Annotated in this window: 26 protein-coding genes; 3 read left to right on the forward strand and 23 right to left on the reverse strand. The window is 37.9% G+C overall.

Going from position 1 to position 26978, the window contains the following annotated elements; genetic code table 11:
• Nucleotides 1–184: 184 nt before the first annotated feature.
• The 18 genes from tgt to rplK all read right to left on the reverse strand — a co-directional run bounded on the left by tgt (nt 185) and on the right by rplK (nt 20555).
• Nucleotides 185–1327, reverse strand: coding sequence for a tRNA guanosine(34) transglycosylase Tgt (gene tgt, locus ADH51_RS02385; protein ID WP_048674180.1), 1143 nt, complete (start codon nt 1325–1327; stop codon nt 185–187).
• 204 nt (nt 1328–1531) lie between these two features.
• Complete coding sequence (gene rpmH, locus ADH51_RS02390; protein ID WP_002885866.1) at nt 1532–1666, reverse strand: 50S ribosomal protein L34; 135 nt, start codon at nt 1664–1666, stop codon at nt 1532–1534.
• Between the two features lie 195 nt (nt 1667–1861).
• A complete protein-coding gene (locus ADH51_RS02395; protein ID WP_048674182.1) occupies nt 1862–2425 on the reverse strand; it encodes an NAD(P)H-dependent oxidoreductase in 564 nt (187 codons plus the stop codon).
• The gene (locus ADH51_RS02400; protein ID WP_048674184.1) at nt 2422–3018 is read right to left on the reverse strand and encodes a TetR/AcrR family transcriptional regulator; all 597 of its coding nucleotides are present in this window, start codon (nt 3016–3018) and stop codon (nt 2422–2424) included. The genes ADH51_RS02395 and ADH51_RS02400 overlap by 4 nt, the downstream gene beginning before the upstream one ends.
• A gap of 131 nt (nt 3019–3149) precedes the next feature.
• A complete protein-coding gene (gene jag, locus ADH51_RS02405; protein ID WP_048674186.1) occupies nt 3150–4193 on the reverse strand; it encodes an RNA-binding cell elongation regulator Jag/EloR in 1044 nt (347 codons plus the stop codon).
• A gap of 11 nt (nt 4194–4204) precedes the next feature.
• Nucleotides 4205–5011: a membrane protein insertase YidC gene (locus ADH51_RS02410; RefSeq protein ID WP_037605452.1), complete on the reverse strand. Its 807-nt coding sequence runs from the start codon at nt 5009–5011 to the stop codon at nt 4205–4207.
• Between the two features lie 115 nt (nt 5012–5126).
• Complete coding sequence (rnpA, locus tag ADH51_RS02415) at nt 5127–5462, reverse strand: ribonuclease P protein component (RefSeq protein WP_002891957.1); 336 nt, start codon at nt 5460–5462, stop codon at nt 5127–5129.
• An 84-nt stretch (nt 5463–5546) separates the two neighbouring features.
• A complete protein-coding gene (gene argH, locus ADH51_RS02420; protein ID WP_037601513.1) occupies nt 5547–6932 on the reverse strand; it encodes an argininosuccinate lyase in 1386 nt (461 codons plus the stop codon).
• 326 nt (nt 6933–7258) lie between these two features.
• Entirely contained in the window at nt 7259–8458 is a 1200-nt protein-coding gene (locus tag ADH51_RS02425; RefSeq protein ID WP_002885646.1) for an argininosuccinate synthase, read from the reverse strand.
• A gap of 943 nt (nt 8459–9401) precedes the next feature.
• On the reverse strand, nt 9402–10145 hold the full coding sequence (locus ADH51_RS02430; protein ID WP_002885796.1) for a response regulator transcription factor: 744 nt from the start codon (nt 10143–10145) through the stop codon (nt 9402–9404).
• 1 nt (nt 10146) lies between these two features.
• Entirely contained in the window at nt 10147–11463 is a 1317-nt protein-coding gene (locus tag ADH51_RS02435) for a GHKL domain-containing protein (RefSeq protein WP_038676818.1), read from the reverse strand.
• 23 nt (nt 11464–11486) lie between these two features.
• Nucleotides 11487–12767, reverse strand: a complete 1281-nt coding sequence (locus ADH51_RS02440; RefSeq protein WP_048674188.1) for a hypothetical protein — start codon at nt 12765–12767, stop codon at nt 11487–11489.
• Between the two features lie 21 nt (nt 12768–12788).
• A complete protein-coding gene (locus ADH51_RS02445; RefSeq protein ID WP_022496040.1) occupies nt 12789–13679 on the reverse strand; it encodes a hypothetical protein in 891 nt (296 codons plus the stop codon).
• A 59-nt stretch (nt 13680–13738) separates the two neighbouring features.
• Nucleotides 13739–15046, reverse strand: a complete 1308-nt coding sequence (locus ADH51_RS02450; protein ID WP_048674190.1) for a GHKL domain-containing protein — start codon at nt 15044–15046, stop codon at nt 13739–13741.
• A 453-nt stretch (nt 15047–15499) separates the two neighbouring features.
• Nucleotides 15500–16954, reverse strand: coding sequence for a glutamate--tRNA ligase (gene gltX, locus ADH51_RS02455; RefSeq protein ID WP_022496041.1), 1455 nt, complete (start codon nt 16952–16954; stop codon nt 15500–15502).
• A gap of 235 nt (nt 16955–17189) precedes the next feature.
• Complete coding sequence (locus ADH51_RS02460; protein ID WP_048674192.1) at nt 17190–19160, reverse strand: peptide ABC transporter substrate-binding protein; 1971 nt, start codon at nt 19158–19160, stop codon at nt 17190–17192.
• Between the two features lie 180 nt (nt 19161–19340).
• Nucleotides 19341–20030, reverse strand: a complete 690-nt coding sequence (gene rplA / locus ADH51_RS02465; RefSeq protein ID WP_002885800.1) for a 50S ribosomal protein L1 — start codon at nt 20028–20030, stop codon at nt 19341–19343.
• A 99-nt stretch (nt 20031–20129) separates the two neighbouring features.
• Nucleotides 20130–20555 (reverse strand): 50S ribosomal protein L11, encoded by a 426-nt coding sequence (gene rplK / locus ADH51_RS02470; RefSeq protein WP_002885648.1) that lies wholly within the window; start codon nt 20553–20555, stop codon nt 20130–20132.
• 171 nt (nt 20556–20726) lie between these two features.
• On the opposite strand from rplK, the gene ADH51_RS02475 reads away from it, so the two are divergent.
• On the forward strand, nt 20727–21080 hold the full coding sequence (locus ADH51_RS02475) for a DUF3397 domain-containing protein (RefSeq protein ID WP_002885872.1): 354 nt from the start codon (nt 20727–20729) through the stop codon (nt 21078–21080).
• 95 nt (nt 21081–21175) lie between these two features.
• Here the strand turns inward: ADH51_RS02475 and ADH51_RS02480 are convergent, their stop codons facing one another.
• The 5 genes from ADH51_RS02480 to ADH51_RS02500 form a co-directional block, all read right to left on the reverse strand.
• Nucleotides 21176–21673 carry a beta-class carbonic anhydrase gene (locus tag ADH51_RS02480; RefSeq protein ID WP_002886981.1) on the reverse strand — a complete coding sequence of 166 codons (498 nt, stop codon included), beginning with the start codon at nt 21671–21673 and terminating at the stop codon, nt 21176–21178.
• A gap of 150 nt (nt 21674–21823) precedes the next feature.
• Nucleotides 21824–22519 carry a TIGR00266 family protein gene (locus tag ADH51_RS02485; RefSeq protein WP_002885783.1) on the reverse strand — a complete coding sequence of 232 codons (696 nt, stop codon included), beginning with the start codon at nt 22517–22519 and terminating at the stop codon, nt 21824–21826.
• Between the two features lie 85 nt (nt 22520–22604).
• On the reverse strand, nt 22605–23966 hold the full coding sequence (radA, locus tag ADH51_RS02490) for a DNA repair protein RadA (protein ID WP_072903619.1): 1362 nt from the start codon (nt 23964–23966) through the stop codon (nt 22605–22607).
• Nucleotides 23963–24430: an isochorismatase family protein gene (locus tag ADH51_RS02495; RefSeq protein WP_048674194.1), complete on the reverse strand. Its 468-nt coding sequence runs from the start codon at nt 24428–24430 to the stop codon at nt 23963–23965. The genes radA and ADH51_RS02495 overlap by 4 nt, the downstream gene beginning before the upstream one ends.
• A gap of 9 nt (nt 24431–24439) precedes the next feature.
• On the reverse strand, nt 24440–24886 hold the full coding sequence (locus tag ADH51_RS02500; RefSeq protein ID WP_002886985.1) for a dUTP diphosphatase: 447 nt from the start codon (nt 24884–24886) through the stop codon (nt 24440–24442).
• 206 nt (nt 24887–25092) lie between these two features.
• On the opposite strand from ADH51_RS02500, the gene ADH51_RS02505 reads away from it, so the two are divergent.
• A complete protein-coding gene (locus ADH51_RS02505) occupies nt 25093–25695 on the forward strand; it encodes an NADPH-dependent FMN reductase (RefSeq protein WP_002886986.1) in 603 nt (200 codons plus the stop codon).
• A gap of 18 nt (nt 25696–25713) precedes the next feature.
• On the forward strand, nt 25714–26964 hold the full coding sequence (locus ADH51_RS02510) for an NAD(P)H-dependent oxidoreductase (protein ID WP_002891978.1): 1251 nt from the start codon (nt 25714–25716) through the stop codon (nt 26962–26964).
• Nucleotides 26965–26978 lie beyond the last annotated feature (14 nt).

The raw sequence follows: 26978 nt of genomic DNA on the forward strand, positions 1-26978 counted from the left end.
AGCTTATTTATAATATCATCTCTCACTTGTCTTGTCAATAACTTTTTTAAAGTTTTGGAACCTTTTCAAGTTTGTGGCAAGTCAGTTAAGACAACTTTTATATCTTATCACCCAAATCAATGCTTGTCAATAGGTTTTTTGAAAAAAATAAAGCAGTACAATCATGTACTGCTAAATACATTATTTAAAAATTTCTTTTACTTGACTTGTAACCATACTTTTCTATAAAGTCTTGGCGAAACTCAAGTAAATTGTCATCTATAATAGCTTGTCGTACTTTGGCCATTAAATTTACCAAGAAGTAGAGATTATGATAACTTGTCAGGCGAATTCCAAACGTTTCATCTGCTTTCAACAAATGTCTCACATAAGCACGTGTGTAATTCTTACATGTATAACAATCACACTCAGGATCTATAGGGCTAAAATCTTCTGCATACGCCGCATTTTTAACCACGAGACGTCCTTGACTCGTCATACAAGTTCCGTTACGAGCAATTCGTGTTGGGAGAACACAATCATACATGTCAACGCCACGAATAACACCGTCGATCAAACTATCTGGTGCCCCTACCCCCATAAGATAACGTGGTTTATTCTCAGGAAGTAAAGGTACAGTAAAGTCTAGAACTGCATTCATCTCTTCATGGGTTTCTCCTACTGCAAGACCTCCAATTGAATAACCTGGAAAATCCATAGAAACTAAATCCTGTGCAGATTGTCTACGAAGATCTTCAAAACCTGCTCCCTGTACGATTCCAAAAAGACCTTGGTCATGTGGACGACGATGTGCTTTTAGCCCTCGTTCTGCCCAACGACTTGTACGTTCAATAGAATTTTTCACATAATCGTATGGTTGGTAAAATTGGGGGCATTCATCAAAACTCATCATAATATCTGAGCCAAGATTATTCTGAATCGAGATTGCTTTTTCAGGAGATAAAAACATCTTACTTCCATTAAGGTGATTTTTAAAAGTTACACCTTCTTCCGAGATATTTCGTTTTTCGGCCAATGAATATACTTGGAAACCACCGCTATCAGTAAGAATCGCTTGGTCCCAATTCATGAATTTATGGAGTCCTCCAGCTTTAGCAACGAGCTCATCACCAGGTCTTAGCCATAAATGATAGGTATTGGCCAAAATAATTCCTGAACCCATCTGTTTTAATTCTTCAGGAGATTGCGTTTTTACTGTAGCTTGGGTACCTACAGGCATAAACATCGGTGTTGGAAAAGTTCCATGAGGCGTGATAATTTCCCCCAAGCGTGCCCCTGTGTGTTTTTCTTTCTTTATAAGATGATATTTAATAGGAAGGTCAGTCATTTATACTCCTTACATTAGGAAAAACAGTCCTAAGTATTTTTTAGTAAGTGGTCATTATCCACAACCGCTTTAGTTTATCAAAAATTACAAGAATTGTCAGCTCTATATTTTCAAACTTTCGATGAACAACAGCAAACATCAACACTATCATTATAGCAAAAACAAAAAGCAACAGTCTCGAGCACTGTTGCTTTCAATAATGTCTTAAGCTGAAAGAACTTTACGTCCTTTACGACGACGAGCTGCAAGAACACGACGTCCGTTTTTAGTTGACATACGGTGACGGAATCCGTGTTTACGTTGACGACGGATTTTACTTGGTTGATAAGTACGTTTCACGTTGAATACCTCCTGATAGATTTTCGTATTCGTTTAGCCGGCTATTTTTGATCAGTTACTAAACATACCATACTATTTTATAGCAATAGCTTAATCTTGTCAAGAATTACTTAGATATTAATTTCATTATATCTTCGATGCCCGAAGGCTAGTGATAACTGTAAACTACAATGCCGTTCCTATATCATCGCTTGCTCATAACCTTCTTGCTAGTTTAGCTATTTTCTTGAGTACCTCTTTTCGCTTATAATCACTCATATACTCAACGGGTGAAACCTGGGTAACTTTGACCGATTTAATACCACAAGGTTTTAGGACTTGAAATTTTAGGACTTTGCAATAATCTTGAACTAAAGGTAGAACAATCTTTGGTGTATTGTGGGTTGTAATAATCCAAGCTTTCCCAGTTAATTTACCATCCAATCCACGGGGTGTATTTTCATAGGCAAAGCCAGCAACAAAAACGCGTTCAATAAATCCTTTCAAGATAACTGGCATTCCACTCCACCAAGTTGGAAAAATAAAAATCAACTGATCTGCCCAAGTTATTAAATCTCGATAGTCTTTCATAGCTACATCGTGCGCTAAGTCTCTTCTCCTATGTGTTGTATCAAAACGTAAAACAGGATCGAACTTCTCTTTATACAAATCTAGAATCTTTAACTCATGTTTAGACGATAAATTTTCTTTAACAGTCTCTAGTATAGAGGCATTGTAGCTCTTGTCGTTTGGATGGGCGTAGATAATTAAGGTTTTCATTGTTTAGCTCCTTTAACATAGATGTCTAACATAGTACTAACAGTCTCTTCAATAGTGTTACTATTGAAATTATCACCAATAGGACTCCTTACCAAAACGGCTAATCCAGTAATAAAACTCCAGATATGAACTAATATTTCTGCCTCACTACCAGAAATATTCATGTTACTTTTCAGCTTCAGAACCACACTCTTAAAGTGCTCAAACCCTGGTAAATGGGCATTAACAGAGATACTGTCTCGAGTGAGCTCCATATAATTGAAAGGAAACTTAATAAACAAGGCCTCAAAACTATTTGTTTCTTTTTGAGCAAATTCCACAAAATTACAGCCCATTAATACTAATTGACCTCTTACATCAAGCGAAGAGTCTACCCCTTTTGTCAGACACTTCAAAAAGATCTCAGATAAACGCTCTAAAACTACCTGAAGATAGACATCCTTATTTTCAAAGTGCTTATAGGGCGCTCCATGGGTGACCCCACATCTTTGAGCCACCGTTCGGATAGATAGTTGATCAACACCTCTTGTTCTTATTTCCTCGACTCCAGTTTCGATTAACTTTTCCTTCAATTCAGCAGTATTACGTTTCATTTTGACTCCTATTTCCATCTAAGTAGACAGCGACTACCTTTTAAATAAAGTATACACCGTCTACTTTTTATTGTCAAAAAAACCAGCCTTCAAATAAGACTAGCTTCTGTAAGCAATAAACGCTATTTTAACTATACTTTTGTCACAACAACGTAACGATTAGGATCGTCTCCTTCTGAGTGACTTTCAACACCTTCAATTTGAGAAAGTGCCTTATGGATAATTTTTCGTTCGCTATTCGTCATTGGATCCATAACGTACTCTCGACCTGTTTCTTTTACTTTAGCCGCCGTTTTTTCTGCTAGATCAATCAAAGTCTCTGTGCGTTGCTCCAAATAATCACGAACATTAAGAACAACACTAAAACGTTTAGAATGACGATCGTGCAAATAATTTTGCGCTAAAAGTTGTAAAGACTTGAGAACCTTGCCATGATAACCAATAACACGACCAGGTTGGTCTGTTTCAATCTGAATGATAATATTGCGACGATTGTGACTAACCTCTAGGCTAGCATCGACATCCATTTCATAGATAATTTTTTCGAGGTAAGATAAAACATCATCTGCAGCCGCTTGAATATCTTCTAAATTATTTTCAGAAGACTCATCTGAACTAAACTCAGATGCCACAAATGAACTGAAATCTCCTTCAGAAGTTTCCGGAGTCTGAACTTGAGCCACCGGTTCTAGTTGGGGCTCAAGCGAATTTGCCATAAATTCTGTAGCATCCTCTTCCGATGACTCACGTTTAACAGATAGAGGAATAATTGTTGCCTTTGGTTGCTCCTGTTTCTTATCTGGCAACTCTTCACCAAGGGTCTCTGTAGACACTGGTTGCTTTAAGTTTTCTTGTGCAATTTCCTTACTATCTGAAATCGTAACGAGTTTTGTCACTTTATTGAAAGCAATCGTTTCGTCTTTTGGACTTGCGACAGAATCGTCTAATTGTTTTACAGCATCAGGAGCCACTTTAACGGTGTTTTGATCTGCTTCGTGAGCTATCTTTTCATTTATTGGTTCAACACTAACTCGAGCTGGTTTCTTTCCGAACCCTAGAAAACCTTTTTTCTCACGAGAAATCACCTTAATATGAGCCTTCATACGGGGTAAATTAAGATCTTTCAAACCTTTTTCGATAGCTTGTTCGACTGTTCGTCCAGAATAGACAACCATAATAAGCCTCCTTATTTACGTTTATGCGCCTTTTTCTTGGCACGACGAATCTTAGCTTTACGTTCTTTTTCTTCCGCTTCCAAACGATTACGTTCTTCAATGATTTTAAACGGATTATTAAAAACCAAAATCTGAACAACTTGGAAGGCGTTTGAAACTGCCCAGTAAAGTGCTACCCCTGAAGAAATCTGAGTTCCAAACCAGAAAATAAAGATTGGAAGCATGATATTCATAACAAGAAGCATTGCACTACGATCTTTAGCCGCCTTATTTGTCAACCAAGTTGAAAGGAAGGTGAAAGCAGCCGCCAAAATCGGAAGAATAAAGTAAGGATCTTTCTGACCTAGGTCAACCCAGAGGAATGTTCCTTCTCGCAACTCTGGCACTCGTGTGAGCGCTCCATAAAGAGCCATCAAAATAGGAAATTGGATCAAGAGAGGAACGAAGCTTGCGTAAGGATTTACACCATGCTCTTTATAAAGATCTTGTTGTGCATAAGCAAGAGCTTCACGATTCTCGCGTCCAGGATACTCACTCTGCAAGCGACGTAACTCTGGCTGCAACTCTTGTAGTTCACGGCTTGACTTAATTTGGCGATTATAAAGAGGAATCATTACCGCACGAATTAAAATCGTGAAAATAATAATACCTAATCCAATAGAACCACCAAATGAGAGCCCTTGAATAGCCTTCCCAAACATTAAAATAAGACGTTCCCAAAGGCCTGTGGAGTGACTTGTAACATCACTTCGTCCACACGCGGACAAAAGCAAGAGAGCTCCTGCACCTAAAACAGATATATTAAGTTTTTTCTTCACTAAAAACTCCTTTTTAATACGATAAAGAACTGCTTCGCTTCCATTCATTAAGAGTATCTCAAAAATCAGGAGTGATTTTAGTTTATCCTACAATGTAAAGAAGCAAAATAATTTTTTAGTCCTTATATAACTTTGCTATTTTTAAGACATGAACGAGATTGCTATAAATGTCTTGATAACTTAAGTCTTCGACACCTTTACGAGCAATAACGACAAAATCTTGATGTTCTAACTGAGATGACATGTCCATCAGTGCATGTCGTAGACGACGTTTTACCCGATTCCGAGTAACCGCATTACCAAGACGCTTACTGACTGACAAACCCACTCTAAAATGAGGCAGATCACGATCCAGACAGTAGACAACAAATTTCCGATTAGCAACACTGTGCCCTGCATCAAATAATGCTTTAAAGTCTTTCTCTTTCTTAACGCGATAAGATTTTTTCAAAATGCGACTCCAAACTCAAAATTAGTACTATTATATCATAAATAGCAAAAAAGCCCAAAACCTTATGGTTAGGGCCTTAGAGACTTATTTTTTTAGAGCTTTTTGAGCTTCTTTGATTTGCCATTTAACCTGGTCAAAACCAGTTCCACCAAGGGAATGACGACGTTCAACAGCTGTATGAGATTTAAGTGTCTCATAGATGTCCTCTTCAATTAAATCTGAAACTTCTTGATAACGTTCGAGAGGAACATCCTGAAGGTAATAACCAGCTTTGGTACACTCAAGGACAAGTTTTCCAACAATCTCATGTGCTTCACGGAATGGTAGGCCTTTAGATGCAAGATAATCAGCCAACTCTGTAGCATTTGAAAAATCTTTCTCTGTTGACTCTGCCATATGTTTGTCGTTAACAGTCATTGTATTGAGCATGCCTGCGAGAATATCAATAGCGACAGTAATCGTTTCTACCGTATCAAACATACCCTCTTTATCTTCTTGGAGATCTTTATTGTAGGCCAAAGGTAATGACTTCATCACGGTCAATAATCCAATCAAATTACCATAGACACGACCTGATTTCCCACGAATTAGTTCTGCCATATCTGGGTTTTTCTTTTGAGGCATAATGGAAGAGCCTGTTGAAAAAGTATCAGATAGAGTTACAAACTTAAACTCGTTAGAACACCAGTTAATGATTTCTTCACAAATACGTGTCATATGCATCATGAGAATACTTGAGTTTGACAAGAATTCGAGAATAAAGTCACGATCGGAAACAGCATCCAAGGAATTGCTATATGGTTTTGCAAAGCCCATTAAGTCAGATGTCATATTACGATCAATTGGGAAAGTTGTTCCGGCTAGAGCAGCAGCTCCGAGTGGAGAGATATCCGTATGCTTGATATTAAATTCAAAACGTTCGGCATCACGTGTAAACATGTTGTAATAAGCCATCAAGTGGTGACCAAAAGAAATCGGTTGTGCATGCTGCAAGTGGGTGTAGCCTGGCATAATCGTGTAGGTATGTTTGTCTGCTAGATTGACCAAAGTACCACGTAAATTATCAAGCTTCTCAATAACTTCCACTAGTTTGGCTTTTAGATACAAGTGCATATCCGTTGCCACTTGGTCGTTACGTGAACGTGCTGTATGAAGTTTTCCTGCTACTGGTCCAATTTTAGCCGTTAAAAGACTCTCCATATTCATATGGATATCTTCATTGGAAACATCAAATTCTAGTTTACCAGCCTTATATTCCTCAAGCAGTTCTTCCAAGCCCTGTTTAATTTGCAATGCTTCCTCTTTGGTAATAATTCCTGTCTCACCAAGCATCGTAACATGGGCAATAGACCCTTTCAAATCAAACTCTGCCATCTTTTGGTCAAATGAGATTGAAGCACCAAATTCTTCTACCCATTTTTCAAGACTAGCTTCGAACCGACCGCCCCATAGTTTATGATTTTCTGCCATAGTTTTATTTTGAAGATTACCCCACACTGGGATAATCTTCCATCCTTTCTTAATACTTATAACAAGCAACGACCTCTTTGGTCACAATAACTTAAATGAAAAAAGCTAGATAGTATTTGTCTAGCTTAATTTGTCTCTCTGGACACTTGTTTTCCTAAAACCCGATCTCTGTCGTAGTTTATTTAGGCTCGTGACGCCTCTCAGAACGCCTTAACGATAATAATATAAGTTATAAGAAAAGAGTATCAGATGTGGCTCTCTGTCCACTTTTATCTGATAAGAAGCGTTTTTCTTCTAATAGCCTACTTTTCTTATGTAATCTGTCATTAATTGTCAAATGGATGGTTAACTTGTGAATTAACCTGAGTTGGAAGACCCCAAAGCTTGATAAATCCAATTGCAGCATCCTGATCAAAGCTGTCAGCTGATGTGTAAGTAGCCAAGTTTTCATCATACAATGAATTAGCTGATTGACGTGCTACTACTTGAGCATGCCCTTTGTAAAGCTTAACTTTAGCGATACCATTAACAACTTTTTGTGTTTCCTTAATATAAGCAATGATAGCTTGTGTTGCTGGGCTAAACCACAAAGCATTGTAGATAAGGTTTGACAATTCATTTTCAAGAATTGGTTTAAAGTGAGAAACTTCACGTACCAAAGTTAAGTCCTCAATTTCTTTATGAGCTGTCAAAAGGGCGATAGCTCCTGGACATTCATAAATTTCACGAGATTTGATACCTACAAGACGGTTCTCAACGTGGTCGATACGTCCGACGCCATGCTTGCCAGCAATAACATTCATTTCTTGGATAAGGTCAGCCAATTTCATTTCTTTACCGTTAAGAGCAACTGGTTTCCCTTCTTTAAAGGTTACATCGACATATTCAGCTTCATCTGGCGCAGACTCTGGTGAATTGGTAATCCCAAAAGCTTCTTCTGGAGCTTGATTCCAAGGATTTTCAAGAACACCACACTCGTTGGCACGTCCCCAAAGGTTTTGATCGACTGAGTAAGGATTATCAAGGTCTGCTGGAACTGGAACACCATTAGCCTTAGCATACTCAATTTCTTCCTCACGAGACCACTTCCATTCACGTACTGGCGCTACTACTTTAAGACTTGGGTCTAGGGCAGCAATGGCAACTTCGAAACGAACTTGGTCATTACCTTTACCAGTACAACCGTGAGCGATAGTCGTTGCTCCTGTTTTATGAGCAATCTCAACCAATTTTTTAGCAATAATTGGACGACTAAGCGCTGAAACCAAAGGATATTTTTGTTCATAGTAAGCGTGAGCTTGAAGTGCTGGAAGCACATAATCTTCAGCAAACTCATCTTTAACATCAAGCACGTATGACTCGACAGCTCCAACTGTCAAAGCTTTGTCATGGATAAACTCAAGATCTTTACCTTCACCGACATCCATACAAACAGCAATAACATCATAATCTTTTTTAAGCCATGTAATAGCGACTGAGGTATCAAGACCTCCCGAATAGGCAAGAATAACTTTCTCTTTTGACATAATATTTTCTCTTTTCTTATATTTTCTTGTGGTTGCTATCTCTATCAACCTTACGAGATTAATTATATTGCATATTTATTCACTTGTCAACACTTTTTTGTTATTTTTTTATATTTATTTAGTTTTTATTTGTTTTTACTTATTCTTTTGACCTAAAAAGTGCTTAATTCTTAATTTTTATTCAATTTTATGCAAGAAGTAATGAAAAATAAAAAACACTTTTGAAACTATACAAATAGATTCAAAAGCATCTTTAACTATTTATCTTCTAAAATGCCAAAAGGCCTGTACAAAGTACAGACCTTTTGAACAACAGCATCATCGGTAGAGAACACAACAGCAATTTTAGATAGAATGAATGAGGGAAATTATTATGTTTAAGGGACTAACTTAAACCATACATTCTTCTTGCTCTCTAACCTTGATTACATTATAGCATGCAATCCCCAAATGTATATCTTCATTTCCTAAAATGTCGAATTTCACTCACAGAATGTATTTTTTTATCCTAATCTGTACTAATGCCCTTAAAAACAAAAAAACGGCTTGATTTCTCAAGCCTATTAATTTCTATAAAAAAGATATGTAATTGGACGAGCGGCCAATAAAAAATGGGGATTAGGAAAAAGTTATATAAAAGTACATTATTTATTTTCATAAAGTGTATGTAGATTTCAATAAGATTGACGATGTCTCATTTCCGAATCACATATCTTGATTATATATTAACTTTTTTCAATTTAATTGTCTATACGATTTCATAGAATGTCGTTTTTTCATCCTGAACTGCATTTTTTTTAGTCATTTTTTTATAAATCTCTAAATTTTATCACTAAAGGACATCTATTTTGTGTTTTTACAGAATTTGTTCACTCATAAGATAATCAATCACCTATGAAATAAACACATGCTTTTTTAGACTAAAAAGAACATTAGTCATCGACTAATGTTCTTTTACCTCTGACCATTTTTTAAGCAGAGCCTTCATTTTCAAACGTGAAACTGGACAAGAATCACCATTTTCAAAGTAAATCATCAACTGAGTCTTATCAATACGAGATATGTTATCCAAATTAACTAAAAAGGAGCGATGACAAGAAAAGAGTTTTTTATTTACCGAAGTAATATCTCCAAGATTGGCATAAAACTCCAGACGCTCTGTTTTGGTAATTAGCATCACCTTATGAGGTGTCACAGCAGTCGCAAAATAATAAATATCTCTCATAGGGACTTGGATCCGAGACTGCGCTGTTTCAAACACAAATATCTCATCATCATCCACATCTCCAACTTTTTGGTTCACAAAAGTCAATGTTTGTTTTAGTTGTTGTTTGAACTCTGCATTAGAAACTGTCTTATCAATGAAATCTAGTGCAGAAACCTTGTATTTAAAACTAATCGGTGCAAACTCTGAGTGAGTTGTTACAAAAATAATAACTGCATTAGCATCTTGTTGGCGAATTTCTGAGGCGACTTCTAGCCCCTTCTTTCGCTCACCATCAATATCGATATCTAAAAGGAAAACCTGATGGTTGCCCTTCTCGTTGATACTGGACAATAGTTTGTGAGGTTTAGAAAAAACTTCAAGTTTTCGTACAGAAAACGTGCCCTCTGAAACCAATTCTCGGATGATGTCGCTAATGCGTGTTTGCTGCATTAAGTCATCTTCTAAAATGTATATATTCATATTAGGGCCTCATTTCTAGTATTTGCATCATTTTACGATTCTGACTACGGACAGAAAAGGAAGTGTTCGGATAACGTTCCAAGATATCTTGAACAGCATTAACACCTATACCACCCTCAGGATGAGAAAGCTGGGTACTCATCATTGAAAGTGGCACTTGCTCTTCTGCAATTGTACTTTCAATAATAAAACTCTGGCAGTCCTCTTCATCAAAATAGGCCAGACTAATAAAACCTTCACTGGCTTTACGAGCACCATCAATAGCATTATCCATGAGGTGACCCAAAACAACAGCTAAATCTAAATCAGTTAGATAGTTATGAATCACTGGATCTGGAATCTCTGCATGAATATTGAGGCGATGCATCTGAGCTTCATGATATTTTGATGAAAGTAGACTATGAATACTTGGATTTTGGATATTATCCAAATCTGTGACCTGAGTTGAAAAACTATGCTGATCTCGATTGACATAAAGATCAACCAAATCTTTTTTATAAGAACGAATATCCCCTGTTCTTTCGATATCTCTCAGATTATTAAGTAGGAAATTATAGTTAGAGCGAACATGCATCAAGTCTCTATACAAACCTTCTACCCTGGTATTCTCACGCTTCAAATCATCAAGATAGTTGGCTTGCTTCATCGCTAAATCCTGCTCTATTTTTTCCTTAGCAAACTGGTTTACAGCACCAAGTACAAAGAGGAGTAAATAGAGATATCCCATTACTAATGGCAACCTAAATCTACTCTCAAGATGTAACTCTGGGAAATAAGTATCAAATGTCGACACTAAAAAGATAACTAAATAATAAAGTAAAAGAAGCATGTTGACCAAACCCAGACGGTTCTTTTTTTCTTGTTGGGCAGCAACTTTCAAGATATCTGTAAAATCTAGACGTAAAATAAAATCTACTATTCTGACCGTCAACATGACGAAGGAAAGTGGTACCATAGACCACCAAATATTAGTATTTAAAGTGTCAACAGTTATACCAAGTATCGGTGGAAAGAAGAAGGTAGCCAAAAAACGTCTTGCCAAATCGACTAGTACCACCGGGTAAAAACCTAGAAAAAAGCGCTCTACAGAGGTGACACTTTTATTCAATTGGTAACTAAATGTCAATGTTACAATGGCTACTAAGGGAGGTACTATGCCTATATAGCGTCCAATGAGTTGTCCCCAAATGCATAGAGCAACATCAAATAACAAATAAAGTATACGATTTTTAAGATTAGTGTTTTGTCCACCAATACGTAAGTAGATATCCCAAATAATGATAAACATCAAAATTTGAAATAGGATGTTACCCAGCATAGTTGTCCCTCTCCTTTCTACGATTATAGTCCTACCGTGACAATTTGATAGGTTTTAAATAATTCTTTTTTATTTTTTAAACCGATACCGTTTGACCAGCAAAACTGGGCAAAATCACGACTAATAGCCAGACTATCATCGAGTTTCGGATCAGCTTCCTGATTGGTATTCTCAAGAATAAAGCTGAGATTACCATCCTCATTCTGTTGAATAAGGAACCCAATATCTGTCTCCGGCTCCTTGGCCCAAAGTTTTTCAGCTAAGTTCATGCAACGTTCTAAAACTCCAATAAGAACTGCAATATTTAAATTGTTAGGATAAGCATCAACATTGACATCCAACCTAACGGTGATACCTTTTTGTTCCAAAGGAATGATTTGGTTTACAATCCAACTTCTTAATACCGGATAAGGAATCTCAAACAGAGGAGCCAACTTATCATTTAAGTCCAAATTATCAAGTTTAAGATGATTCAAATGCTCATGATAAACGGATAAAACTTCTGATAATTGATTTTTAGCCAATGGGGTCTCAAGAGCTACCAAAAGACTCTCAAAATCTTTTTCAATAGGTTTTACTTTTGTAAAAAGATCCTCAATATGTTTATTATAGACTTCCAAGTTATAGACATAAGTCTCCACAGCTTCCTTACTACGTTCTCTGACAAATTTATGAGAATAGCGGTTCAAGGTTGTTACCATTAGGAGATAAACTGCCATTGCAATAAAAATTGGCCCTCCCACATCACTACCTGTTGATACCAAAAGAGTACTACAAGTAATGTAGAGTGCAAAGGTCAGATCAACGGCTATCAACAGACGCTCACGACCACGTGAATAAATCAATTCCTTGACCTTATCAACATCTGAACTGGAAAGGTAATTGATATAGAGAAAGAATGGGTAAATCAGTACAAACGATAACAATTTGAGGAAGAAGTTTTCTTGAATCTCACTCAAAGTCATATTTGTAAACAGATTATTGAATACATAAAATGGAGTAAAAGTCGCAAATAAATCTGTAAAAATAACCGAGAAAGCTCCAAAAAAGAGGCTTGCCCAGATCGTCAAACGATGTTCCCGACGTTCCTTTAAGGCCAAAACTAAAAAGATAACAACTTGATAATAGAAGCCATCACCCTTACCAAGTGATACCACTATACCTAAGAGACTTAGACAAAATACTTTCCAGTAAGCTAATGTGCTCCTTGTTAGTTTTTTATAAATAAACCAGGTAATATGAAAACTAATAATCTGAATAATACTATTTTCAAGGGATACCATGGTCCAAAGCTGTAAGTTCATGATAATATTTCCTGTTTATACTCAAGAGACATTTTCGTCATCTTCTTCAATGAGTTCTTGACCTGCCTTTTTCAAAATATCTTGATAGGTTTGTTCAATAAGGTCAAAATCCCCACTATCAATACTTGTCTGCATACTAATGAGTATGTTTTCATAATCATGTTTAAACGAACGTACACTCTTATAGGCAGTTTCGATTTTTTCATTATAAGCTTCCAGACTCCTCAAGTGCTCCTCTTGTTCTCTGAGAATTTTGCTATCACGTACGTCTTTACCGTAGGAAACAAAACGAACAAGAATATACATGTGTATAAGGAAACCAACCCAAATATAAATTTGAGGGTAACCTGGGAGATAGGTCTGACTAAGAAGCAAGGAGAATATCTCCTGCTTAAAGAGGATAAGAAGATAACTGATAATTAAAATATAATCAACTTGCAAGAGCATGCTCTTATATTTATCCTGCAAGTCCTGATATGGTTCCTGGAAAAAGCTATCTAAACCGAACATTTTTTGCAAGCCTAGAAAGAAGGGAAGAACAACACTATCTACAGCCAGGATTCCTAAATGGTTTGGAACCAACTCGACCGGCTTATTAAAGAAAACTCGGAAAAGATAAAAACTAAAGAAACTTGTAATCAGAGTCCAAAAGACAGGGGAAAAGAAAGCATAAAAATACTTTTCTTCTCGTAGAGCCTGAGGTTTTTCAATAAAAATAAAGACTAGGAGATAGATTGCATCTGGAATGTCAATTTGCCATAGCACCTTGGCTAACCACTTAACGGCAGTTACTACGATTACATAAGGAATGTAACGGTAAGTAAAAACATCTAGATAAGCCATTCTAGCTAAAATCACAAGATGTGAAACGACAACAACCAAAGCAATAAGGCCATCAATCGCAAGTTGCATATGCTTTCCCCCTTTCTATTTCCCTCATCCTATCCTCCACAAATAGTATCTTTGATTTATCAATTATCCTGAAAAGAGAGGACCTGTGTAAAATGATGGTCACAACTACGAGTCTCAAGATTTACTTTTGGATAGCGATTAAGTATATCTGCGACCTTAGACAAACCAAGCCCTCGGCCTTCACCTTTGCTAGAAACCCCTTCATCAAAAATCCTTGACACAGGAATACGTTCTTCTCTGGTTGTATTGTCAATAACCAAGATAAGATAACCTTGATTTTTAAAGAAAGATATAGTTAAAGTAGGATCTTCAGAATCCACCGCCGACTCAATAGCATTATTTAAGAAGACAGAAGAAATCACAACCAAATCTAAGGCCTCTATCTGAGTTGACGATATGACATCTGGCAACTCCAAGTTAACCTTAATTCCTAAGTTCTCTGCCTCAAGCACTTTAGCAGAAAAGAGACTCTTGAGAGATGTGATTTCTAAGTTGATCAAACGTGATAATTCATAATTTGACAACGTTAAGCTATTACCAGATTTCTCTAAAAGTTCTGCATACTCTTGCTTCAAAGCAGGTAAGTCTCGACGTTGGATACTAACCTCCATTGTCTTAAGCCCTTCGAGATAATCCTTCTTCACCTGAGAAATATCATTATAGAGTTTTTCTAAACGGTGACTATATTCTTCTAAACTTTCCTCGTGTCTAGCCATTTCTTCAGCCAACTGATCCTTCACTCTTCTCTTAGAATAAATATTAAGCTGAGCAAAGAGCAAAATAAAGAGGATGGAGTAGACAACCGTAATACTGCCTGCTAAATAAATAAAGAGGCCTGTGTAAGGAAAGATGTTACTAGCATAGAAAATAATTAAAGATAAAATAATATAAGCCAGAGTCACCCCAACCAATAAGCGTTGTCTAACTTGGTAAGTATGGTTATTTCCCATAACATTGAGAGCACCAAAGTCAATAAAGAACACTTTGACAATCAGATGAAAAATTGGGTAAATCAAGAGATAAGACAAAGCAATGAGTACTGGGGTGTCTTTGACCTGTAAATAATTAATTTGAAAAATCCATGGGAAAAAGTAAAGTTGAAGCAGCTTCGAGGTGACTTCAACAAAAACCCACGGCAAAAAGGTGAAAAGAAAAGAATTCTTTTCACTACTTGATATTTTATTTAAGAAAAGATAGCAGAACAAAAGTGCTAAGAGCGACCCTGTAATGCCTCCAACAAATAGAGAGAGCAAGAGACTCCCTGCGATAAACCAGCATTTACTCTTCCAAGTTTTGAGCAAACCTGACATATCGTGACTAACAATTAAAATAGCCAATAGACGTAGAAACGTAAATAAAACGATCATCTCTAGACTCCCCCCTTCCTTTCAAAAATCAACCTACTTTATTGTAACATAAATATATAATTTAGCGTCACTCCTATTAGAAAAAGCTAAAAATATAAAGCTATTTTTTCCTGATTAAGAACAATCTAACATCAGACGATTCCACATGTCCCCTACTTTTCATAAACATAAAAAAGAGCTTAGAAAAACTAAGCTCTTTAACTGACTCATTACCTCTTTTTATGGGTACATGCCAATAACGTAGTAGAAATACCAACCAAATCTTCTCATAATGCTCACTCCTCCCTAATTTTTATTACCAATCTATTATAAAACTAATTTAAAGTTTTGAAAATGATGATATGGTTACGAAATATCATCATTATATTACAAATGCAGGCCTAGCAATTATCATATAATCATTGACACATCACTTATGTGCATTCGAAAACCCAACAATTGTTGGGTTTGTTTTTATAGTGTTGCAAGAACTTGATCAATATGTTTGATTGATTTTTCACGTCCGAGCAAGAAAATAGTATCTGGCAATTCTGGACCGTGCATTTCTCCTGAAACAGCAATACGGATTGGCATGAAGAGATTTTTCCCTTTGATTCCTGTTTCTTTTTGAACAGCTTTGATTTGTGGGAAAATGTTTTCAACAACAAACTCATCATCAGACATAGCTTCAAGTTTAGCTTTAAAAGCTTTAAGTACTGTTGGTACTGTTTCACCAGCCATAACTTCTTTTTCAGCCTCTGTCAATTCTGGGAAATCTTCAAAGAAGAGATCTGTAAGAGGGACAATTTCTTCTGCTGCTGTCATTTGTGGTTTGTAGAGTTCCACTAATTTTTCAGCTTTATCTGTCAAACGACCAGCTTCTTCCAAGAAAGGTTTGCAAAGAGCAAAGACCTTATCGAAATCTGCATTCTTAATGTAGTCGTTGCTCATCCAGTCCAATTTTTTCTGGTCAAAGGCCGCTGGTGACTTGCTTAGACGGTTTTCATCAAAAAGTTTAATGAGTTCTTCACGAGAAAAGATTTCGTCTTCACCGCCAGGATTCCAACCAAGAAGAGCAATGAAGTTAAAGACTGCTTCTGGAAGGTAACCTTTTTTACGGTAATCTTCGATAAATTGAAGGGTGTTAGTGTCACGTTTAGACAACTTCTTACCAGTTTCAGAATTGATGATAAGGGTCATGTGTCCAAACTCAGGTGCTTCCCAACCAAGAGCTTCATAAACCATGAGTTGTTTTGGTGTATTGGCAATATGGTCATCTCCACGGATAACGTGTGAAATTTGCATATCATGGTCATCAACAACTACCGCAAAGTTGTAAGTTGGGTATCCATCTTTCTTCTGGATAACCCAATCACCACCGATATTACCACCTTCAAATTCGATATCTCCCTTAACGATATCATGCCATTTATAAATCCCTGACTCATTAACCGCCAAACGAACTGTAGGTACAATACCTGCCGCTTCACGTTCTGCGATGTAGGCAGCTTTTTCTTCTTCAGTCATGCCAAGGAACTCGTTAATGTAACGAGGAGTTTCACCAGCTGCTTCTTGACGTTCACGCTCTGCAGCTAACTCTTCTTCAGTTACGTATGACTTATAGGCTTTACCTTCTGCCAAAAGTTGATCAATATATTTTTGGTAAAGCGGTAAACGTTCTGATTGACGATAGTTTTCGTGTGTTTCAGGACTTTCATCCCAGTCAATTCCCAACCAACGCAAGTTATCAAGCTGTGAACGCTCACCATCTTCAACGTGACGTTTACGGTCAGTATCTTCAATACGGATAATGAATGTACCATCATGATGACGTGCATAAAGGTAGTTAAACAATGCTGTACGAGCATTACCAATGTGTAGAAGCCCTGTTGGACTTGGTGCGTAACGAACGCGGATATCTTTAGCCAAGATAAATCTCCTTTTTATGTTTCATTCTTCAGTCTTTGGATACCTATTGAGCCTAAAGTCCCTTTCTTAGGACTAACTTAAGATGATAAGTACCAGTAGGCAACTCTATCCCCCAAACTTTCCAAATAAAAATCTAGAAGCGAGTACCAATCTTTCTTATTATATCACAATCTAGGGGTGGTTCGAGAAATTTTGTTAAAAAAACGACTACCTAAAGGTAGACGTTTTCGATAGATTACTTAACGTGTTTGGCAAGATCTTTTTGAGCTTTGTCATTAGATTTCGCTCTTTCTTTAAGCCAATCTTTATAAGCTGAATCGTATTGTTTCTTAGTCACAATATCATCTTGAGATTTAAGATACTTGAAGTAGTATGTAGAACCTTTATCACCAGCTTGAGCATAAGCTCCTGAGAATGGCTTAATACGAGAAACTACAGCGGCTGCACCGTTATAAGTAGTCGTTGGGATATAAAGTGCACTATCCGTCAACCATGCCTGAGCTTTTGCATATTTTTCATAACGAGCCGTCAAGTCTGTTGTTTCCTTAGAAGCATCATCAACCAATTGGTCATATTCTTTAAGACCTACTTTTTCAACCGCTTGACTATTTGGATCGTCATAACCCATGAAAGATTTAGTATTTTCACTATTTGTAGTCTTCAAAACATCAAGATAAGTTGATGGATCAAGGTAATCAGGCTCCCAAGCCACACCTACTGACAAATCCCAATCCTCTGCCGCTGCATTTGAAGCAGAGTAGGTAATGTTATAGAAATCATCAGTTGACAATTGGTGAAGATCAAGTACAACATTATCTTTTCCAAGAGCTGATTCAATAGATTGTTTAAGTGACTGCACTTGGTTCACAAAGATTTTATTTGACTGATTGACAGGAACATCCAAATGGATTGGGAACTGAACCCCTTCTGCTTGAAGAGCTTCTTTGGCTTTAGCAAATTCAGCCTTAGCTTTTTCTGGATTATAAAGACCATCTTGACTATCTGCAAGATTCACACCAGACCACTCATCACCATAAGCTGGAAGTTGATCCATTACCATTGTTCCGAAGTCCTTACCATCTGCTTGAACAAAGTCTGGTTTAACATAGATATTACGAACGGCAGTACTACCACCCTCTTTACCGTTAAGTTGTGCAGCATAATTCGTACGGTCAATAGCAAAACCTATTGCTTGACGGAAATCTTTGTTAAGAAGAGCTGTCTTAGTTGATGTCTTTTGTTGATCATTTTCTTTAGATGTATGGTCATAAGTTTGACGATCGATATTAACACCGACACCTTCTACAGCTGCTCCAGGTTGTGTATAGAAAATATTGTCTTTGTACTGTTTTTCAACTTTAGAATAGTTTGAGCTAGTTGGGTATAGACGAGCTAAGTTATAAACTCCATCTGTGAAGTTACGTTCCAAGGATTCTTGGTCTGTACCATCATCGTAAGTCAATTTGACTGTATCAAAATAGACATTATCCTTATCCCAATAGTTTTCATTCTTGGTGAACTCAATAGATGACTTCGTTGTCAAAGATTTAAGAAGATATGGACCGTTATAAAGAATAGATGTTGGGTCTGTTGACTTACCAAAGTCTTTACCTTTAGATTTCAAGAAATCTTCATTAACAGGCCAAGTAACTGAGTAGGTCAATTTTGAATTCCAGTAAGGTTCTGGTTGACTAAGCGTATATTGCAAAGTGTAATCATCAACTGCTTTGATACCTACATTTGAGAAGTCCTTGTTGGCACCTGACAGGTAATCATTCAAGCCCTTAACAGAGTTTTGTAGCAAATAAATCGCTTCAGAATTAGTATCAGCAGCATGCTTAAGACCTGTTACAAAGTCTTTAGCTGTTACATTGGCATACTCTTCGCCGTCTGAAGTGTACCATTTGACACCCTTACGAATCTTGTAAGTATATGTCAAACCATCTTGAGAAACAGACCAGTTTTCAGCGACAGAAGGTTTTAGATTCCCATATTGGTCATTTTCAAACAGACCATCAACACCGTTACTAACGGCTGTCGTCATGTTTTTCTTATTTGTAGAAACATAGTCTAGGGTTGCAGGATCGCCACCGTAAACATAATTATAAGTCTTACCAGATGTCTTACTTGATGATGAGCAAGCCGTTAAAACACCTACAGATAATAGGCCTACGGCTGCTAGTAAAAATACCTTACTCTTTTTCATTCATTGCCTCCTTAATTCGCAACGTAAAAAGTTCAAAATCAATAATTATGTGTATACGTTTAAATTATACCATAAATTCGAAAAAGCAGCACTACTTTCTGAATATTTTTTATTTTCTACTCAAATTTCGTGTCTAGAGTAAGAAAAAAAACCTATCCGAAGATAGGTTTTTTACTACTCTTACAATGAGTTAGGATCAACTTTGATACCAGCACCTTGTGTAGTAGTGATTGAAAGGTTTGTGATGTAAGTACCTTTCGCTGTAGCTGGTTTAGCTTTTTGGATTGCATCGTTAAATGCTTTGAAGTTTTCAACCAATTTTTCAGTTTCGAATGAAACTTTACCGATGATAGCTTGTACGTTACCTGCTTTATCAGCACGGTAAGTGATTTTACCACCTTTAGACTCTTCAACTGCTTTAGCAACGTCCATAGTTACTGTACCAGTTTTAGGGTTTGGCATCAAGTTACGTGGTCCAAGGACACGTCCAAGACGACCAACGATTGCCATCATATCTGGTGTTGCAACAACAACGTCAAAGTCAAGCCATCCACCGTTGATTTTAGCAACGAGTTCGTCTTCACCAACGAAGTCAGCACCTGCTGCTTTAGCTTCTTCAGCTTTAGCACCACGAGCAAATACAAGAACGCGTTGAGTTTTACCAGTACCGTTTGGCAATACCATTGCTCCACGGATTTGTTGGTCAGCTTTCTTAACGTCGATGTTAAGGTTGTATGATACTTCAACAGTAGCATCGAATTTTGCGAAGTTAGTTTCTTGTGCAAGAGCTACAGCTTCTTCTACACTGTAAGCTTTTGTGCTGTCGATTTTCTCAAGAGCAGCACGCATTTGTTTGCTTTTTTTAGCCATGTTAATTATTTCTCCTTGTGTAATGTGGTCATAACGACTTTCATCTTCCACGTCACTCAGCGAAGTGAGACGACGTCTGTGGTTTTCTTGTTAACTGAATTAGTCAGTAACAGTGAATCCCATTGAACGTGCAGTACCTTCGATCATACGCATAGCTGATTCGATGTTTGCAGCGTTCAAGTCAGGCATTTTAGTTTCAGCAATTTCTTGTACTTGTGCACGAGTTACTGAAGCAACTTTAACTGAGTTTGGAGTACCTGAACCTTTTTCAACACCTGCAGCTTTTTTCAAAAGAACAGCAGCTGGTGGTGTTTTAGTGATGAAATCAAATGATTTATCTTCATACACAGAGATAACAACTGGGATGATCATACCAGCTTGGTCAGCTGTACGAGCGTTAAACTCTTTAGTGAATCCCATGATGTTGATTCCGGCTTGACCAAGAGCTGGTCCAACTGGTGGAGCTGGAGTCGCTTTACCAGCAGGAATCTGAAGTTTTACGATGTTTTCGACTTTTTTAGCCATTTTGTAATTTCCTCCTATTGTGGTTTTGGCGGTAAGTAAGTTTTGTTACCTCCCACAAGTATGTTTTTACATACCTTATCTATTATACAGAAATTCTTTTTAGATGCAAGAATTTCTTATTAAGTTTAGGAAAAAATTTACATAAAGGCCTTTTCGAGGTAAAATAGACTTATGATTCTATATAAATTCTTTGCTATAGCATTTTTGATATTAACACCTATCTTTGCTTTTATTATCCACCGCTTCTTCAGTTTAAAATACCTCGGGCTTAATTTTGCTGACCTTACCTTCCCTCTTTATTTTATTGAGGTAGTTGCTGTGTCAGCCCGTTTCTTCACCCATAGCTTTTTGCCATACATCACCATCTTATTATCCTTGGCGGCTATCATTATCACGATTCAGATGCTAAGAAAAACACAATCTTTCAAGTTTAAACGTTTTCTTAAGTTGTTCTGGCGTATAAGCTTTTTTATCACTAGTCTTTTCTATTTAGGGACTGTGATTCTCATTTTTATCGTTTCTTAAAAACTAGATTAACTCAGCAGATTTATTGTGTGCTGAGTTTTTTTATATCCAACCATGAAAAAAGCAGGCAACCATGCCTGCTAAACTTTTCGGTATTAGGGTTGAACTTGAGTCATTCGACCAGTATCTACATCATAAACCGCACCGGAGATGATAACATCCTCAGGGATAAGCGGTGACTGACGAAGAATAGCCATATCTTCACGAACACTCTCTTCTACATCTGTGAATGGAAGAAAATCTTGATCAGAAACATCAACACCAAGTTCCTTATTGAGATAGGCGGTAAACTCGTCGTTCTTAAAGGTCTGAGCACCACAATCTGTATGGTGAAGAACTACGATTTCTCGTGTCCCCATCTGTTGTTGAGAAATGACCAAAGAACGAATCATATCTTCCGTCACACGACCACCCGCATTACGCAAAATATGAGCGTCACCTAGGGCCAACCCCAAGGCCTGGGCAACGTGAAGGCGTGAATCCATACAAGTCACAATAGCCACCTTAGTCTTTGGTTTCAAGGGAAGATGGGCTGTCCCGTGGAGGTCAACATAGGCTTTGTTGGCATTGAGAAAGTTTTCAAAATAAGACATAATAACTCACTTTCTAATGAAGAAAATAATTTGACTATCAAATTATTTAAACACTATCTTATCATCTTTTTATTAACTTGTCAGCTATTGAGTTCGCAATATAAAAAGGAGAATAGATGCTAACAAGCATCCACTCTCCTTCAATTTATACTATGAACGTTTTGGTAAGTATCTATTAAGCAAGCCTGCAAAGGTTTGAAGATTGAGACTTTGAACATAAATTTCACCTGTTCCTCTAAAGGTATTCACAACACCCTCTCCTGTCCCAATAGACTGCCAGAAACCATTTTCCAAGTGAATATTGTAATCAAGTGTCTGACTCCAGGCAACGACATGAGCATTATCAATAGTCACTTCTTGGTTGTTTAGCTCAATTTTTTTAATAGAACCGTAGGCATTCGCCAAGAGTGTTCCTTGACCTTGGGTTGTCATCACAAAGAAACCACCCTGACCACCAAAAATAGCCTTACCAACTGACTGGAGCTCCATTGTATAGTAAGCTGTGCCATCAAGTGCTAGAAAGGCACCGTCATTTAGTCGGTACTGTTTTTCACCTAAATAAAGTGGAATCACTTGACCAGGAGAATCAGGGGCCAAGGCTATATAACCGTTATTGGACTGTGAGACAACCTGAGTAATAAAGCTACTTTCGCCCGAAACCATTGAACGCCCAACGGCTTTTACAAAGCGACCTAGACCTGATCCACTGGCATTCAATTTGGTACTCAGTGTCACATTTGGTGTGTGATATACCATACTGCCACGCTGGATAAAGACTGTTTCACCTTGATTAAGAGATAACTCTACTAAAGGGAATTGCATGTTGCTGTCTGTGAAAAATTGCATAATAAATACCTCCCTATCCTTATGAAAAGTATAGCATTGGAGATATAATTTTGCAAGCGTTTCCAAAATGACCTTCTATCACTTTCTAAGAAAAGACTTTTTTGAGTACTTCTCCCACTGTCGTAACGCCAACCACCTGGATACCTTCTGGAATTTTCATACCATGAAGAGAATTCTTCGGAGCATAAATCTTAGTAAAACCTAGTTTAGCAGCTTCATTAATACGCTGTTCAATGCGAGTTACTCGGCGAATCTCTCCAGTCAAGCCAATTTCTCCTATAAAGGCTTCTTGTGGATTGGTTGGAAGCTCCTTGTAACTAGAAGCAATAGCAACAGCGACAGCAAGGTCAATAGCCGGCTCGTCCAATTTGACACCACCAGCTGATTTTAAATAAGCATCTTGATTTTGGAGAAGAAGGCCACAACGTTTCTCTAAAACAGCCATAATGAGGCTGACGCGGTTAAAATCCAGTCCTGTTGTTGTCCGCTTGGCATTACCAAAGACGGTTGGGGTCACCAAGGCTTGAACTTCAGCTAAGATAGGTCTGCTACCTTCCATTGTTACAACAATGGCAGAACCTGTGGCTCCGTCTAGGCGTTCCTCTAAGAAAACTTGGCTAGGATTTAGCACTTCTACCAAACCACCAGACTGCATCTCAAAAATCCCAATCTCATTAGTTGAACCAAAACGGTTTTTGACTGCTCGCAAAATACGGAAGGTATGATGACGTTCTCCCTCAAAATAGAGCACAGTATCCACCATGTGTTCCAACATACGTGGTCCAGCCAGTTGTCCCTCCTTGGTCACATGCCCAACAATAAATGTGGCGATGTTATTGGTTTTGGCAATCTGCATAAGTTCAGCAGTGACTTCACGAACCTGAGATACAGAACCTTGAACGCCAGAAATCTCTGGACTCATGATGGTCTGAATAGAGTCGATAATGAGAAAATCGGGTTTTATAGCCTCTACTTGGCTGCGAACGGCTTGCATATTAGTCTCAGCATAAAGATAAAATTCGTTATCAATATCACCTAAACGTTCGCTCCGCAATTTGATTTGCTCGGCAGATTCTTCCCCAGAAACATAGAGGACAGTTCCCTTGTTAGCCAGCTGTGTTGACACTTGTAAGAGAAGAGTCGATTTCCCTATCCCTGGATCTCCTCCAATAAGAACCAGACTACCCGGAACCACACCGCCACCTAAAACACGGTTAAACTCGTCCATGTCAGTCTTTATGCGGGCATAATTAATTGAAGAGACTTCTTTTAATTTAGTAGGTTTAGACTTTTCACCCGTTAAACTGACACGAGCATTTTTTACCTCCTGCACCTCAACTTCTTCCTCAAAAGAGGACCAAGAAGAACAGTTGGGACAGCGCCCTAGATATTTGGGTGAATTGTAGCCACATTCTCGACAAACAAAAGTTGATTTTTTCTTTGCTATGATAATTCTCCTTCTACGATTACTCCGACAGAATGCCACTTATGCAATGTTTTTTTTAATTTCTTCTGGTTGGCAACTCCGACAGCGGACAAATCGACAGAAACCTGATAATTCTCCTTGACAGCTGCCAAAACGGAAGCCTTGACACAGCCATTGCCATCTACCCCTATAAACTCTATGCTTTTAGCACCATTTCCCTCTAAAAAATCTTTTAAATCTGGATTAGTAAAGCAAGAAGCCCGACGCTTCTCAAAGATACGAGAAGATACAAGCAGCAAGCCGGTCGCAAATTTCTTCTTTCTATCTTTTCTCTCCCAGAAAAAACGATTGAGAATATAGATAACCCGGTCACTGGGATAGCTGGCAATTTTGTCATTCGCAGCTGCAATCAGTTCTTCATGATACGCTTTTCCAACAGCAACATAATCTGACTGCATATCTACAACTAATAAATAGTCTGCCATATTCTTTCTCTATTTCCCTGTCGATCCGAAACCACCTGTACGAACACCGTCAGCTTCATCTCCATCTACAATTAAGAAGGGCATAAAGACACCTTGAACGATGCGTTCCCCAACTTCAAGAGTCACGGGCTGATCCGTAATATTTTTCATCTGGGCGAAGATGTGACCTTCATTCCCTGGATTTCCATAGTAATCGCCATCAATAACTCCAACAGAGTTGATCAAGACCAGACCTTTTTTGCGAGGATTAGAAGAACGATCATAAAGATATAGCACCTCACCCGCTTGCATATAAGCCTTGACCCCAGTTGGGACGAGGACGATTTCTCCTGGTGCAATCACTGTGCGCTCTGCCACCTTTAAGTCGTAGCCAGCTGCATGGGCTGTCTCCCGTTTTGGAAGCAAGTCCTGATTGGTATAGGTTGATACAAGTTCAAATCCACGAATTTTTGTCATTATTTTTCCTTTCGATACATCTATAAATTAATTCTTGTAAAACTAGCCATGCTAGCTTCAGACTTTTAAATCTATCCTATTATAATCTATTCGAAATAAGATGACAAAGGTAATAGTCTAATCACTTTCTCATTAAACGAAGATTGACTTTTAACCAGGAAAACGCTAACATAATAATAGATATAATACTTTTAAGGAGAATTGTCATGAAATTCATCGGACTTGTTGGTACGAATTCAAAACGTTCAACTAATAGACAATTATTGCAATATATTCAGAAACATTTTGCAGATAAGGCAGACATCGAACTTGTTGAAATCAAAGACCTCCCTGTCTTTAACAAACCCGCTAACAAACAATTGCCAGAAAGTGTCCTTGAAATCGTTAAAAAAATCGATGAGGCTGATGGGGTTATTATTGGAACACCTGAGTATGACCACTCAATTCCAGCTGTTCTCATGAATGCTTTAGCTTGGGTCTCATACGGTGTTTTCCCTCTTTTGAATAAGCCTGTTATGATTACAGGAGCTTCTTATGGAACTCTAGGAGCTTCTCGTGCACAGCTACAACTTCGTCAAATTTTGAATGCTCCAGAAATCAAAGCTAACGTGCTTCCAGACGAATTCTTGCTTTCACATTCCCTTCAAGCTTTTGATAGCAACGGCGATTTAGTTGACCTCGATGTCATCAAAAAATTAGATGCTATTTTCGATGACTTCCGTCTCTACGTCAAAATTACTGGTAAACTCTCACATGCTACAGAGTTATTACATAAAGAAGCTGAAGACTTCGACTGGGAAAGCCTATAGGACAGGAGAATATAAACTATGAAATTTGTTGGACTCGTTGGAGCAAATTATGATCAATCATATAACCGTAAACTGCTCGAATTTATCAGAAGACATTTTAAAATTAAATTTGAACTTGAAGTTTTAGAAATTGATGAAGTCCCTATGTTTAACCAAGATGAAAAATGGGATGAAAGTTTCCAACTTCGCTTACTTAATAACAAAATTACACGCGCTGACGGTGTCATCATTGCAACACCTGAGCACAACCACACTATCTCTGCAGCACTTAAATCAGTATTAGAGTGGCTATCATTCGAAGTGCACCCTTTTGAAAACAAGCCTGTAATGATTGTTGGTGCTTCTTACTACGATCAAGGGACTTCACGTGCCCAAGTGCATTTGCGTAAAATCCTTGAAGCACCTGGTGTCAATGCCTATACACTTCCAGGTAATGAATTCTTGCTTGGAAAGGCTAAAGAAGCCTTTGACCTTGAGGGAAACATTACCAACGAAGGTACTATTAATTTCCTTGAACAATGCTTAGACAATTTCATCCAATATGTAGGAGTGGTTTCTAAATTGAAAAAACCAAAACCAATTGAACCTGAAGACTTGGATTGTAACAACCCAATCGCTACAACTGTTACCGATGTTGATCCTGACGATCCAGAGTGGGTAGAAAAAGTAGCTGAAATCACTGGTGCGGTATCTGGTGATACCTACGTGAAATTGGACCACGGTATTTTGACGGTTAATCAAATTGACATGTTCCTCAAGGCTATGCCATTTGAATTGACCTATGCCGATGATAACAACCAGTTCCTCTACTACAATAACGCCCATCAAGATCCTGATACTATGTTCGCCAAACGTGTACCACCTCAATCTGGTAGCCGTATGTCAACTGTTCACGGCTCACTTCCACCAGCTCGTATGAAAAATGTGGAATGGGTTATCGGTACACTTCGTAATGGTAACCAAGAATATGTTCGTACGATTGTTCCAGGGTCACCTGAAGGAGTTATCAATACGCATAACTATCAGGCTATGTACTATGATGATGGTTCTTATGCAGGAATCAATGAAATCGTCTTTAACTTTAAACCATGGCTTGACTGGTATCTCGAAACAACTGGTCAACGCCTTGTCGGAGGAAGCGGTCCTTTTGCACCAGCTGCAGCTAGTCATGGCGGTAGCGACGCCACATCTGGTGCATCAGATGCGGGTGGTCATGGTGGCGACGCAGCCCCAGCCGCAGATGCCACATCTGGAGCATCCTCATATTAAGACTTGGAAAAGTT

This window comes from Streptococcus sp. 449_SSPC, assembly GCF_001073005.1.
Taxonomy (GTDB): domain Bacteria; phylum Bacillota; class Bacilli; order Lactobacillales; family Streptococcaceae; genus Streptococcus; species Streptococcus salivarius_F.